The 15,315-nt window shown below is 43.4% G+C and carries 9 protein-coding genes; all 9 read left to right on the top strand.

The genetic code is table 11. The annotated features are described in order from the left end of the window. Window positions 1–10: 10 nt before the first annotated feature. The 9 genes from A8805_RS08865 to A8805_RS08825 all read left to right on the top strand — a co-directional run bounded on the left by A8805_RS08865 (window position 11) and on the right by A8805_RS08825 (window position 15,178). A complete protein-coding gene (locus tag A8805_RS08865; RefSeq protein WP_109710189.1) occupies window positions 11–3,142 on the top strand; it encodes a glycoside hydrolase family 2 TIM barrel-domain containing protein in 3,132 nt (1,043 codons plus the stop codon). 148 nt (window positions 3,143–3,290) lie between these two features. Further along, the gene (locus tag A8805_RS08860; RefSeq protein WP_109710187.1) at window positions 3,291–5,117 is read left to right on the top strand and encodes a cache domain-containing sensor histidine kinase; all 1,827 of its coding nucleotides are present in this window, start codon (window positions 3,291–3,293) and stop codon (window positions 5,115–5,117) included. Next, window positions 5,114–6,637: a response regulator transcription factor gene (locus tag A8805_RS08855; protein WP_109710184.1), complete on the top strand. Its 1,524-nt coding sequence runs from the start codon at window positions 5,114–5,116 to the stop codon at window positions 6,635–6,637. The genes A8805_RS08860 and A8805_RS08855 overlap by 4 nt, the downstream gene beginning before the upstream one ends. 12 nt (window positions 6,638–6,649) lie before the next feature. Beyond that, window positions 6,650–7,864, top strand: coding sequence for an ABC transporter substrate-binding protein (locus tag A8805_RS08850; protein ID WP_109710182.1), 1,215 nt, complete (start codon window positions 6,650–6,652; stop codon window positions 7,862–7,864). Window positions 7,865–8,009: 145 nt separating this feature from the next. After that, entirely contained in the window at window positions 8,010–9,278 is a 1,269-nt protein-coding gene (locus A8805_RS08845; protein WP_109710181.1) for an ABC transporter substrate-binding protein, read from the top strand. A 119-nt stretch (window positions 9,279–9,397) separates the two neighbouring features. Next, entirely contained in the window at window positions 9,398–10,303 is a 906-nt protein-coding gene (locus A8805_RS08840) for a carbohydrate ABC transporter permease (protein ID WP_181392782.1), read from the top strand. A gap of 1 nt (window position 10,304) precedes the next feature. Next, window positions 10,305–11,135: a carbohydrate ABC transporter permease gene (locus A8805_RS08835; protein ID WP_109710178.1), complete on the top strand. Its 831-nt coding sequence runs from the start codon at window positions 10,305–10,307 to the stop codon at window positions 11,133–11,135. A gap of 24 nt (window positions 11,136–11,159) precedes the next feature. Beyond that, window positions 11,160–13,091, top strand: coding sequence for a glycoside hydrolase family 127 protein (locus A8805_RS08830; protein WP_109710176.1), 1,932 nt, complete (start codon window positions 11,160–11,162; stop codon window positions 13,089–13,091). Then, on the top strand, window positions 13,070–15,178 hold the full coding sequence (locus A8805_RS08825) for a TIM-barrel domain-containing protein (RefSeq protein WP_330405905.1): 2,109 nt from the start codon (window positions 13,070–13,072) through the stop codon (window positions 15,176–15,178). Before A8805_RS08830 ends, A8805_RS08825 begins: the two co-directional genes overlap by 22 nt. The last annotated feature ends 137 nt before the right edge of the window (window positions 15,179–15,315 follow it).

Raw genomic sequence — 15,315 nt, 5'->3', positions numbered from 1 at the left:
GAGGCGGAGAATGGAAAAAAAGCAAAGAATCAGTATACTTGGAAATCCTGAAATTTTTCAGGAGAATAGAATGATGCCTTGCTCGGACCATAAATGGTATGAGAAAAGGGAAGAAGCAGCACAGGGCGCAGATATGCCGCTGAAAAGATCCTTGAACGGAGTATGGAAGTTTATGTGGTGCCCCAATCCGGAGGGGGTACCGGAGGGATTTGAGAAGACGGATTTCAGTACATCGGGGTGGCAGGAAATTCAGGTGCCCGGGCATATGGAACTTCAAGGGTATGGGCAGCCTCAATATACCGATACAAGCTATCCCTGGACGGGCCGGGAAGATATCAAGTCTCTTGAAGTTCCCAGAGATATAAATCCCACTGGAATTTATGCAAAGAGCTTTACACTGCCGGAAAGCTTGAGGGACAAACGCTGCCGGATTCACTTTGAAGGTGTTGAAACTGCGTTTTTCTGCTGGCTGAATGGTGTGTATATTGGCTATAGTGAAGACAGTTATACACCCGCTGTCTTTGATATCACGGACGCTTTGCTGGCTGGAAAAAATAAGCTTGTAGTTCAGGTAAGCCGTTTTTCCTCAGGCGCATGGCTGGAGGATCAGGATTTTTGGAGAATGGGTGGAATTGTCAGGGAAGTTTGGGTGTCTGTTGTTCCTGAAGTACATATTCAAGACATTGAGGTAAAAACAGATATTGTGGATGATTACCGGACGGGGACGGTAGAAATTCTACTCGCCCTTGATTCTGAAAATAAAGATTGCAAAGATATTTCAGTGGAATGGCAGATTTTTAATCCCGCAGGAGAGAAAGTAGCGGAAGGTAGAACGACAGAAGCGAAGGCATCAGAAAATAATAAAGAGTATAGTATCACTGGAGAATTAAGCGATATTTCTCTCTGGAGTGCAGAAGTTCCGAATCTTTATAAAGTTCTTCTATGTGTAATAGACGGCAGCGGAAATGCCGTTGAATGGGTGGTGCAGCAGATTGGTTTTCGGAAAGTGGAGATCCGTGATGCCATACTTTATATGAATGGAAAGAGACTTGTGCTCAATGGGGTAAACAGGCATGAGTTTTCAGGGTATAAAGGCCGTGCAATTGGAAAAGAAGAAATGGAATGGGACGTCCGGTTTTTGAAACAAAACAACTTTAATGCGGTGCGCACCAGCCACTATCCGAATCAGTCCTACTGGTATGAGCTTTGTGATAAATATGGTTTATACGTAATGGATGAGACAAATCTGGAGACACACGGAACGTGGCATACGGGAGCTAATCGGGATACCTTGCCCGGAAATTTCCCGGAATGGAGGGAAGCCTGCCTGGCAAGAGCCCAGGCAATGCTGGAGAGAGATAAAAACCATCCCTGCATTTTTTCCTGGAGTGTAGGAAATGAGTCATGGAGCGGACAGACGTTGTTTGATATGAGCATGTATTTCCGGAAGAGAGACAGTTCAAGACCAGTACATTATGAGAATGTCTGCCATGACCGGAAATGGGAAGGAACAACAGACTTTGAAAGCAGGATGTATACAACCCCTGAGATGGCAAAAGAGTATCTTTCCAATACCCCCAATAAGCCTTATATGCTCTGTGAATATGCCCATGCAATGGGAAATTCCTGCGGAAACCTGCAGGAGTATACAAAGCTGGCGGATGAATATCCCCAGTATTGCGGAGGGTTTATATGGGATTATATTGACCAGTCCATTATTGTAAAAGATATGTTTGGGCAGGAAACAATGGCATACGGTGGGGACTTTGATGACAGACCTGCGGATTATAATTTCTGCACAAATGGTCTGCTGTATTCTGACAGGGAAATTTCCCCCAAGCTTTGGGAAGTGAAATATTACTACCAGTCCTTTGAACTTCTCCCGGATGAAAATGGGGTAAATATTAAGAACCGAAACCTCTTTACAGATGGAGGTGATTTAAAACTCCTATGGATAGCTGAGAAGGAGGGGCAGGTCAAAGCCCAATGCGAGTGGGATATCTGCGTGAAGCCTTTAGAAAACGGATACTGCAGTATCCCGGAGAAGACCGCTGAAAATATGCGGGCGGTTCTTTTGGAACCGGGAGAATATGTGATGACAGCTTCTCTGATTTTGAAGGAAGATAAGCTATATGCACAGGCTGGACATGAATGTGCCTTTGGGCAGCAGGTGATACTATCCGAAGCAGCGGACCGGAAACCAGGGAGGGAAGAGCATGATACCGTTGTACCCTGTATGGAAAATAAGCCCCCAATGCAGATTATAGATGGAGATACGGTGTTTTCCGTGATTTGTGATACGTGCTCGGTTATGTATCAAAAGCAGACCGGGAAGCTGGTTTCTTATAAAGTAGGAGGAAAAGAGCTTGTATATGACTCCTTCCACACATTACTGCCCAACTTTTGGAGAGCCCCGGTAGACAATGATGAAGGCAGTAAAATGAAACTGAGGTGTGCCCCCTGGAAAATAGCATCCCTTTATCAAAATGTGAAAGAGGTATCTTTTCAGAAGCGTGGAGACATGGCAGAAGTGAGGGTAATCTACGAGCTGTTCGGCAATGCCCGGTGCAGCGTAACACACTGTATTTCGGGGGACGGCAGTATACTTGTACAGGAAGTGTGGAGCAGGGAAGAAAAAGCAGAATGCAGCAACGAGGATATCCCTGAACTGCCATGTTTTGGGATGAGCTGGAAGCTTCCTCTGTCTATGCAAAATGTGAAATGGTATGGAAAAGGCCCTCATGAAACGTATACAGACAGATGTGAGGGAAGTAAAATCGGAATCTACAAGACAACACCGAAAGACAGTCTGGCAAAATATGTAGTTCCCCAGGAGTGTGGAAATCATGTGCAGACGCGGTGGGCGGAGCTTACAGATGAAAAAGGTGTGGGAATCCGTATTTCCGGTGATATAGCTTTTGAGTTTTCTGTACTGCCATATACGTGTCATGAGCTGGAAGAGTCAAGACATTTATATGAACTTCCAAGACCATATGCAACTGTACTCAGGATTAATAAACAGCAGAGAGGTGTTGGCGGAGATAATAGCTGGGGAGCAGAGGTGCATGAGCCGTACAGGATTTATCTGGAAAAAGAACTTTCTTTTTCATTTGTAATCAAGCCGTATTTTGTGAAAGAATAAGATATTTGTTATAGCAAAGAGGGTGCTGTAAAACAGGAGATGTTTTGCAAAACCCTCTTATTGTTTTGAAAACATGTCGTGAAAATTACATGTATGATGTATAATAAATATAAATGTACTTATTTGACTGACGATTGAGGAGAAGTTTATGGTGAAGAAAAAGAAATTCCTGCGGTGGTTTAATAATCAAAAGCTGGGAAAGAAGATTCTTTACACGTTTATTCTTGCCTCTGTCATCCCTCTTTTGGTAGCACAGGTTTTAATGCTGTATGTGATTTCCAATAATATGAAGGAAAAAGTGGATGATTTGATGGTAAGCCAATTGATGCAGATTTCCGAGAGGACGAGCCTGACATTGGATGTATATACGAGCCTGGTTTATCAGATTTACTCGGATAACCGGATTATTGATGAGCTGAAGGAGTATGAGATGGTTGCACCTGAGAACATGGCCGGGGCCTACAGTGAAATATGCAATCAGATACAGCAGTACGGAAATTCTGCAAGCGGAATAGAATGTATCAGCATTATTCTGCCTGATGGCCGGGATATCACTTATGATTTTGGGATGGCATCGGCAGTGGATAATCTTTGGGATATTTATGAGAATATGACGTCCATTGAGCCATATACAGAGGCTCAGGATGCCACAAATATGGTGATTTCTCCCACAGCACGATTTCTCCGGGGAACCCGGGAGTCAAGGATTTTTCATATTTCCAAGCAAATGTATGATTTTGAAAATATTCAGGAAGGCCCAATTGCCACCATAGTTATGAGTATTAATGAATCTGTACTTAACAAAGTGTGCAAAACCAGCCAGGGAGAAGATGAGAAAGAGACTTACACCATTAACTTTATAACGGACCGGGAGGGAAATGTGCTGACTTACCCGGACTCCTTTTATGCGGGAATCATGATAAATAAAAACCGGACAATCGAAGAGTTTGTGGAAATAACAGGTGAATTAAAAGGCCGCAATATAGCCATTAACAGGTACGAAGATGTGCAGCTGGACTGGAATTTCTATAATGTTTATGACAGGGATTACATATTAAGGGATGTAAGAAAGATTCAGTATCTGACAATTTTTATAGGCATGTTATTGTTTTTAATTTCTGTTTTTCTAATCCGCTATACGGTGAAACTAATTGAAAAATCTACCCGGAGCATAGTGGGAGGAATACAGCAGGTGCAGAAGGGAAATCTGGATGTGCAGGTGATTGTGGAAAGTGAAGATGAGATGGGCCAGATTGCAGATAATTTCAACACGATGACGGAGAAAGTCCAGGGGCTGATTACCGAAGTGACCGAAGTTACACAAAAGCAGAAGGAAGCGGAAATACGGGCTTTAGAGGCTCAGATTAACCCTCATTTCTTATATAATACTTTAGATTCCATAAACTGGATGGCAATAGAAAAGCAGGAATATGAAATTAGTAAGATGTTGAGAAACCTGGGCGTGATTCTTCGGTACAGTGTGAATAAAAGTAATAAACTGGTTACGGTGCATGCTGTCACCGATTGGCTGGAGAAATATATCAGCCTCCAGCAAATGAGGTTTAACGATGCCTTTTCCAGTGAAATCCATGCAGACCAGGGGGCAGAGAAAGTACTGTTACATAAGCTGCTTATCCAACCCTTTGTGGAAAATGCCATTGTTCATGGGTTCAAGGGTGTGGAAAGCGGAGGGATTCTAAGGATTGATTTTATGGTATCTGAAAGCGGGGAAGAATTGGACATTATCATAGAGGATAATGGAAAAGGGATGCCCCTTGAGGTGGCGGAGAATTTCAATGATCCGGTGAGAGCTGTTCAGGATGACGGCAGAAGCATCGGACTTCATAATGCATTTGCCAGGATGAGGATGTATTATGGAGAACGGGTTTCCTGGAATGTAAAAAGTATTCCTAATGTAGGAACTATTATTACACTGAAAATTCCGGTGCAAAACAAGGAGAACATGGAAAAATGAGAATTGTAATAGTTGAGGATGAAATAAAAATCCGGGAAGGTATGGGGAAATTAATAGAATCTCTAACGAATCATATTGTTTTGGGAAAAGCCGCAAATGGGGAAGACGGACTGGATATGATTCTGCGTTTTAAGCCGGATTTAGTAATTACGGATATCCGGATGCCCAGGATGGACGGGCTGGAGATGACACGGCGGATTTATGAACATAAGGTCCCCTCTCATGTGGTTATTTTAAGCGGATATTCAGAGTTCGAATATGCGAAAAAAGCAATACAATATGGTGTAGATGATTATCTCCTAAAGCCGCTGGCGGCGGATGATGTGCAGGAGATGCTGATAAAAATAGAAGAAAAGATCAAGAGGGAGCAGCTGTCCAATGGGGCACCGGAGATACATTTGCGGAATCTGATTCTTGGAGATGAAAAAGATATAAAGAAAAACTGCGGCATATTGGAGGAAATCTTCGGCCTTCCCCAAATGGAAGCGTATCAGCTGTTTGTGGGGTATATAGGTTCTGCTCCTGCGTCATACAGGGGGGAGATGGAGAAGTCATTTGAGGAATTGAAGGAAAAGTACCGGGAGATGAAGATGTATTATATACACATGGACCATCTGCAGAGAGTATATTTTCTGGCCGGTGCAGATTTTGGCTCGGGGAATTTGGAGGCATTGGAGAAATCCTTCTATAACCGTATGATTTCTCATTATCATAATAAAGATGAAAAAGCAATTTGGACAAGGCAGGTATTTCATAATCTCGAGGAACTAAAGGCAGTTTCTGAAAAGTTAAATAATCTTATTTCCTATGGGCTGGTTTTGAAGCCTGAAGCATGGCTTACAGAAGAGGCCGCGGAACAATATCACCCTGCGGTGTTTACCGCCCCTGCCGACATTTACAACCGGATTCGAGGCACAATCTGTCAGGAGAACCTGGAAGGCTTAAAGGAGAGTGCGAAAGAATTCTTAAGATATATGGGGGAGGGACGTTTTGAGGCGGAGGATATCAGAAGAGCATTTGTGAAGAGCTATTATCTGATTGGAGATACCTTGCAGGATATTGACAGATATCTCTGGGAACAGTTGAAAAAATCTAATTTACTGCGGAATATTGAAGATGCTGTGACCTGGCACGAGCTGGAAAAGGCATATTGGGATGTAATTCAGGTGATAACGAGTGCTAAGGTAAAACGGGAAGACATCAGTAACTATGTGATTAAGAAGGCCATTAATTATATCCGTGGACATTATCAGGAAGGGCTGACCCAGGAAGAGATTTCACGTGAGCTGGAGATTACACCTGAGTATCTGAGCACCCTTTTTAACCGGGAAATGGGGATTAACTTTTCTACATTTTTAAAGCAATTCAGGATAAGCCATGCAAAAAGGCTTCTGAAGGGTACGGATATGAGGATTTATGAAATAGCCAAGTCAATCGGTTATGGAGACCCTAAGTATTTCCAAAGGGTGTTTAAGGAAGAGGTGGGGGTATCACCCGGTGAATACAGGCAGATGAATTAGGAGGTTAGAATCATGAGATTGCTTAGAGGGACTTTGATTGCATGCTGCTCTATCTGTCTGGCAGGCTGTTCTGCATCTTATCAGGGCGGGGACACCAGGCAGGAGGATAAGCCCAAAGAACTGGTTCTCTGGAGCTATTATGAAACGGAAAAACAGAAGACTGCCCTGGATGAGCTGACAGAAGGTTTTAATGAGACCCAAAAAGAGTATCATCTGACATGGGAGTATCATGGTCCTACTACGGAGTTTAATAAAGGACTGGCAATCGGTATCACACAGAACCAGCTTCCGGATATGGTGCTTATTGATAATCCGGATATGCCGCCTTATGTGAAGATGAACAAATTTGAAGATATTACGGAAGCAGTGGAGGAAATGGAGGATTTGGACAAATATTTTCCCAATGCCATGGAGTCTGTAAAGTATGGCGGGAGGTATTACGGGTTTCCCTTTTGCGTTAACAATGTGGCTTTGATTTATAATGAAGATATTCTGCGTCAGGAGGGCGTAGATGTACCCAGAAACTGGGAGGAGCTGGAACGGGCAGCAGGAGAGCTCACCCGGCAGGACCGGTATGGCTTTGCTATGTCTGCAATCAGTGGGGAGCAGAGTGCCTTTCAGTTTTCCACATTTTTACTGACATCAGGGGATGATTTTAAAAATGCAGGAGGGGAAGGAACCCTGCGCGCTTTCCAACTGATACAAAATATGGTGGAAAAGGGCAGTATGCCCAGGGAGTGTATTAACTGGTCCCAGAATGATGTGGCGCGGACGTTTATCACCGGAGAGTGTGCGATGATGGAGAATGGCCCCTGGGTTTTCCCGGCACTGGATGAAGCAGGTATCAACTATGGGGTGGCGGATTTCCCGATGGACCAGCGGAATATGGGTGTTTTAGGCGGAGAAAACCTGGCAGTATTAAAAGGAAAGAACGTGGAGGGGAGCATTGCATTTTTAAAATATTACAGTCAGGTAGAGACGATGCTCAATACCAATTTGCGGGCAAACTCCCTTCCCCCCAGGGAAGACGTAGCAGAGATGTATCTGAAGGTGAAGCCAAAATATGAAGTGATTTTGTCTCAGGTAAAGGAGTGCATCTCCCGTACAAGCTGTCCGGACTGGGCAAAGTTGTCGGATCAGCTCTCGGATGCCCAGTATCAGGTTATTACAGGAGAAAGTACACCGGAGGAGGTATGCGCAAGGATTCGGGAAGTAATGGACAATTAGAAAAGACTAACAGACTGGAAACAGGGTGGAAAACTTAGTTGAAGATTTTCCACCCTGTTTAATTATTTAGACTTCAATGACAGGGTATATTTTCTTATACTTTTCCTATCAAGTAACGAACCAATATAAGGGAGGAGAAAAGAAAATGAAGAAAAAAGCAGTAAGTGTATTACTCTGTCTGACACTGGCAGCGGGGATGCTGGCAGGATGTGGGGGCGGGAACAAAAGCAGCTCATCATCTTCTGACAGCAAAAAAACAGCAGGCGGAAAAGAGGAAGTTGTAATCTGGGATTATTTTGAGACAGATGCCCAGAAAGAAATGATTCAGGACATTATTGATGGATTTAATGATTCCCAGGATAAATATGAGGCATCTCATGTGTATGTACCATTTTCAGATTATGAGAAGCAGCTGACACTGGGGATGGCATCCGGAGAACTGCCGGATATGGTCATTCTGGATGGATGCAGTATGGCATCATTTATCGAAATGGATTTATTCGGAGATGTTTCTGATGCCAATATTGCCTGGGATGAATATTTGGAAGGTCCGATGCAGTCAACCATGAAAGATGGTAAACATTACGGAATCCCGTTTGCAACAAACTGTACAGCATTGTTCTACAATAAGGATCTGTTTGATGCAGCAGGACTTGAGTATCCTAATGCAGATACTACATGGGATGACTTCCGGGAGATGGCAAAAACCCTTACAAAAGACGGCGTAGCTGGATTTGGAAATGCGGCTACGGGAACAGATGAAGGTACTTTCCAGTGTCTGCAGTGGCTGTACACCGCCGGGGGCGATTACCAGAATATTAAAGGTGGTATTGATGCATATAATCTGATGCAGGAAATGGTTGCAGAAGGTATCTGGTCCAAAGATTGCGTTAACTGGACACAGTCAGATGTAAATAACAACTTTGTAGCAGGAAATCTGGCAATGCAGCAGAATGGACCGTGGCAGATTCCGGGAATCGAGAAGGATGCTCCTGATTTAAATTATGGAGTTACTGTTCTTCCTAAGAAAAGTGCTGATTCAGACCAGGCAACATCAATTCTCGGAGGAGAGAACATGGGTGTTGTAAAGCAGGATGATATGGGCGGTGCAATTGCCTTTATGGAATATTATAACCAGACAGACGTAATGGTAACGGCTATGAAACAGTATGGTTCCTTCCCTCCGAAGACAGAAGCAGCACAGGATTCCTACTGGACAGACGACCCGATTCAGAAAGAGTTCATCCAACAGCTTCAGACTTCTATCCCAAGAGGCCCAAGCGCATCCTGGCCAAAATATTCAGATGCAATTCAGACTGGATTCCAGGAAGTAATGACTTCCGCGAAAACTCCTGAAAAAGCGGCTGAAGATACTCAGGCAGCAGTGGATGCAGTGAAAGCATCAGAACAATAAGCAGCGAAAAGGGGCAGGGTTTCTTGCCCCTTTTTAAGTCAAAGCAAGCGATTCGCTTTGGTATCTGCTCAGAACCAGGAACAGATACTTGCTTTGTACAATTAGAAAGGATAAATAAGATGAAGAAAATGAATCGTACCGGTATGAAGTCCGGACTCTTATTTGCACTCCCGGCAGCCATTTATATGCTGATTTTCGTGGCATATCCTATGATACAAAACTTTATACTCAGCTTTAAAAATGTAGATGTATATACGTTTGCAGATTCCACAAAGCAGGCATTTGTAGGATTTGCAAATTATAAAGAGCTGTTTGCAGGAAGCGACGCAATATTGGCAACAGCTATTAAAAATACCCTGATATTTACTGTGGCATCCATATTTTTTCAATTTTTTATTGGATTTGGGCTGGCTCTGCTGTTTAGTAAAAAGTTTAAGGGGAGCTCTTTTTTTAGAGGAGTGACGATGATTTCCTGGCTGCTCCCGGTTACAGTAGCAGGACTGTTGTTTAAATTTATGTTTGCGAGTAAGGGTGGTATTGTGAATCAGTTGTTTATGTCACTGCATTTGACAAATGCACCGCTGGAATGGCTGCTGGAGCCTAAGCTTGCCATGATTGCGATTGTAGTGGCAAATATATGGATTGGTATTCCATTTAACATGATGCTTTTGATTACAGGCCTTACTACAATCCCGGAGGAGATTTACGAAAGCTCAAAACTGGATGGAGCCAATAAATTTCAGACTTTATTCAGGATTACGATTCCTATGATCAGGCCTGCCATTATGTCTGTGCTGACACTGGGCTTTGTATATACATTTAAAGTATTTGACCTTGCGTGGGTTATGACCAAAGGGGGGCCGGTAAATGCCACAGAACTGGTATCTACCTATGCATATAAATTATCCTTCGAACAGTTCCAGTTCAGCAAAGGTGCGGCAGCGGCAAATATATTGTTCCTGATACTGTTTGTGGTAGGGATTTTCTATATTAAGCTGATTAATGATGAGGAAGAGGTGATGTAGGATGAAGAATGAAAAAGGAAACCTGAAGTATTTTATTATTGGGATTATTGTATTTGCAATCTTCATCTTTCCGTTATATTGGATGGTAGTTACTGCATTGAAGACGCAGGTGGAGATTTTCTCGATTCCCACACCTCTTTGGCCTGAAAATTTAACGTTTGATGCTTTCAAAGCCCAGTTGTCCGCTTCCAGTGATACTTTGAGGGGATTTAAGAACAGTATGATTATTGCCTGCGGGGCAACTGTAATATCTACAGTGCTTTCTATCCCGGCTGCTTATGGACTGGCAAGGTTTAAATTTAATGGAAGAAAAGTACTGATTCTCTACTTCCTGATGACGCAGATGCTGCCGTCTACATTGATTTTAACGTCCTTATATATTATGTTTTCAAAAATGGGGCTTTTAAATTCTTATCTTGCGCCCATTTTGGCAGATGCAACCTTAGGGATTCCTTTCAGTATTATTATATTGAGAACCTATTTTCTATCTATTCCTAAGGAGCTGGATGAGGCAGCTAAGATTGATGGATGCAACAGTATCACATCCTTTACCAAAGTCATGCTTCCCATTGCAAAGCCAGGGGTTATTGTAGCAGCAGTATTTTCCTTTGTATATGCGTGGGGGGATTTGATTTATGGTATTACGTTTATGACCGATCCAGGCAGAAGGCCGATTACATCCAGTATCTATAATTATGTACAGCAGTATCAGACTTTATGGAATTCTACGATGGCATTTGGTATTGTTGCCATTATGCCTGTAGTTATTATATTTATTTTCATGCAGAAGTATATTGTCAGCGGATTAACCAATGGCGCAGTAAAAGCATAACTGAGAAGTATGACGGAGGACTATATGAAATTACATTCTATTAACTTACAAAAAATCAATATTAAGGATGCATTCTGGTCAAAGCATGTAAAGCTGGTGAAAGATGTTATTATACCTTATCAATGGGAGGTAATGAATGACCTGATTCCCGATGCCGAACCATCCCATTGCCTGGAAAATTTTGCGATAGCTGCCGGAAGAAAAGAGGGAGAATTTTACGGTGCAGTATTTCAGGATACAGATATAGCGAAATGGCTGGAGGCAGTGGGTTTCACACTGGCGGCCTATGATGATCCTCAATTGGAAAAAACAGCGGATGAGGTAATCGGCCTTATAGCCGAAGCACAGCAGAAGGATGGCTATCTGGATACATATTTCATTATCAAGGAGCCGGACAAGAGATGGTGTAATCTTTGTGAAGGGCATGAGCTTTACACGGCAGGCCATATGATGGAGGCTGCGGTTGCCTATTATCAGGGAACAGGAAAAAGAAAGTTTCTGGATGTGGTACAGAAACTGGCAGATTTGATTTGTGATGTCTTCGGTACAGAGGAAGGGAAAATTCATGGTTACCCAGGGCATCAGGAAGTAGAGTTGGGCCTGATTAAGCTGTATTATATAACAGGAGAAAGAAAGTATCTGGAACAGGCAAAGTACTTTATTGATGCCAGAGGGCAGGGAGAAAATTACTTCCTTCAGGAGATGGCACGGCCCGGCTATCAGCAGATTTTTCCCGAGTTTACCAATTATCAGCCGGAATACTCCCAGTCTGATAAACCTGTGAGAGAGCAGGATGTGGCTGAGGGCCATGCAGTACGTGCTGTCTACATGTACAGCGCTATGGCAGATTTGGCATATGAATATCAGGATGAAGAATTGATGGAGGCCTGTGAAAGGCTGTGGAACAACATTGTGCAAAAGCAAATGTACATAACAGGGGGAATTGGAGCCTCAGGCATTATGGAGCGCTTTACGGTGGATTATGATTTGCCTAATGATTACAATTATTCGGAATCCTGTGCATCTATTGGACTGGCTATGTTTGGAATCAGAATGGCGAATATTACCAGAGACGCCTCTTATATTGATGTTGTAGAACGTGCGTTATACAACACTGTACTTGCAGGGATTGCACTGGATGGAAAGAGCTTCTTTTATGTGAATCCGCTGGAGGTGTGGCCGGACAGCTGTCTGGAGCGCACTTCAAAGGAACATGTAAAACCTGTCCGTCAAAAGTGGTTCGGAGTGGCATGCTGTCCGCCCAATATAGCACGGACACTGGCCTCTGTCGGACAGTACATCTATTCTGTGGGTGAGAATGAATTATATGTAAACCTTTTTATATCCAATGAAACGGAAATAGAACTGAAAGCCGGGAAAGTTAATGTTAAGATAGAAACCAGGTTTCCCTTTGAGAATCAGGTTTGTATAAAGGTTGAGAATGTAGCGGAAGATGGAATGACATTAGCTTTGAGAATACCGGATTATGCAAAGAAATATCAGGTTCATGTAAATGGAGCGTTGACAAGTTGCAAGGTAGAAAAAGGATATGCACTTATTCCGGCAGAGAAGGACTCAGAACTAAAAGTTAATTTTGAAGCTCCTGCCAGGTTTGTGCGCGCGAATCCAAATGTGCGGGCGGATTGCGGAAAGGCGGCATTGGTAAAAGGCCCGCTGGTTTACTGTCTGGAAGAAATTGATAATGGCAAAAATCTGTCAGCACTATATATTGACACCACTCAGGCTATTAACGAAATAAAATCAGATTTGTTTGGCGGGATTACAGAACTGGCTGTTCAGGGGAAAAGGATGGAAGAAGCAGCATGGGAGGAAGAGGAACTGTATGGAGAGCATCCGGTTGTCCTGTCAGATACTATATTGAAGGCGGTTCCGTATGCCTATTGGAATAATAGGGGGATAGGAGAAATGACAGTGTGGCTGAAAGAATTAATCTAAGCAGGAAAGGGAACAGTATGTCAGATGGTGTTATAAAAAGAGAAACGTCAGCCGGTGATTTCCGCTCAGATAACCAGTTTTTGTTAGGATATTTTGAGAAGAAAGACGGCACGTTATATTACCGTTACGATGCAGAACGCGTAATCATACAGCCATGGGGAGAAAACAGTCTGAGAGTCCGTGCATCTAAAATGCCGGAAATGCCAGAAGATTTATGGGCATTAGAAGAAAAAACAAAAGATGAACATGCCGAAATTGCCATTTATGACTACTCCGCCGAAATTGTAAACGGAAAAATTAAGGCTGTCATTAATAATATTGGAAAGCTGACATTTTATAACCAAAAAGGCGAAGTCCTTTTAGAGGAGTATGTACGCAACCGTGAAGATATGTTTGCGGACACATGCAGCTCCCTGGAGGTGGAAGCCAGGGAGTTTAAGCCCATCATTGGGGGAGATTATGCCTTAACTGTGCGTTTCGAATCAAATCCAGATGAAAAGATATATGGCATGGGCCAGTATCAGCAGAAGTTTCTTGATTTAAAAGGAGCAGAGCTGGAGCTGGCACACCGGAACTCTCAGGCAAGCGTGCCTTTTGCACTCTCTTCGCTGGGATATGGACTCCTATGGAACAATCCGGCTATTGGGCGTGTCAGTTTTAATAAAAATATTACAACATGGCAGGTGCAGTCTGTCAAAAAACTGGATTACTGGATTACGGCAGGAGATACACCGGCGGAAATTGAGGAAGCATATGCAGAGGCAACCGGAAAAGTTCCTATGATGCCAGAATACGGAATGGGGTTCTGGCAGTGTAAGCTGCGCTACCAGACTCAGGAAGAATTGCTGGAAGTTGCAAGAGAATACAAGCGCAGAGGTATTCCGATAGATGTCATTGTGGCAGACTTTTTCCACTGGCCGAAACAGGGAGACTGGAGATTTGACCCTGACTACTGGCCGGACCCGGATGCTATGATTGGTGAATTAAAGGAGATGGGAATTGAGTTGATGGTTTCCGTCTGGCCGATGGTAGACTATGAAAGTGAAAATTTCGAAGAAATGAAAGCAAGAGGACTGCTCACCAGAGTGGAAAAGGGTGTACGCATTGATAATACCTACATGGGCAATACCATCCAGTATGATCCCACGAACCCGGAAGCACGGAAATATGTATGGGGAAAGGCAAAGAAAAATTATTATGATAAGGGTGTGAAACTATTCTGGCTGGATGAGGCCGAGCCGGAATATACGGTTTATGACTTTGAAAATTACCGTTATCATATGGGACCTAATGTACAGGTTGGGAATATATACCCGGTAATGTATGCGAAGAACTTTTTTGACGGCATGAGAGCAGAAGGGCAGGAGGAAGTTGTGAATCTGCTTCGCTGTGCATGGGCGGGGAGTCAGAAGTATGGTGCTCTTGTCTGGTCGGGAGATATTCATTCCACATTTGAAAGCTTAGAAAATCAGTTTGCGGCAGGTCTGAATATGGGACTTTCAGGTATTCCCTGGTGGACCACGGATATAGGAGGTTTTTTGGGGGCTAATATTTATGATGAAGATTATCACGAAGTATTTGTACGCTGGTTTGAGTATGGAACTTTTTGCCCGGTAATGCGCCTGCACGGATACCGTATGCCATATCAGCCGCAGCAGGGGACCACGGGAGGGGCGGCCTGTGTTTCCGGCGCACCAAATGAAATATGGTCTTATGGAGATAGGGTATACAAAATCTGCAGGGATTATATTAAACTGCGGGAGAGAATGCGTCCTTATATCCGTATGTTAATGAAGGAGGCGCATGAAAAAGGAGCTCCTGTTATGCGTCCGATGTTTTATGATTTTCCCGGAGAGCAAGTATGCTGGGAAATTGAGACACAGTATATGTTCGGACCCGATATACTGGTTGCCCCTGTTATGAAAAGAGGACAGAAGACAAAAAAAGTCTATTTGCCGTCCGGTGTCAAATGGACAAATGTATGGACAAAGGAAGTGTTTGAAGGGGGACGGACAGTAGAGGCTGAAACGCCGATTGAACAGATCCCTCTGTTTACCAGAGAAGATTTTAGCCTGGAAGTGGAATAAGAAAGAATCTCGCTTGCGAGATTCTTCGCCTGTGGCGGGTTGCGATAGCAACATCTTCTTTGCCGCTGAAGTGCAATACTCTGGAGAGTTTCCTGCACATAAAAAACAGCCTGGGGATATGATATCCGCAGGCTGCT

Origin of the sequence: Faecalicatena contorta (genome assembly GCF_003149105.1) — a bacterium.
GTDB lineage: Bacteria > Bacillota > Clostridia > Lachnospirales > Lachnospiraceae > Muricomes > Muricomes contortus_C.
The sequence above is the reverse complement of the archived record's forward strand: the minus strand, read 5'-3'. Positions and strand labels throughout refer to the sequence as shown.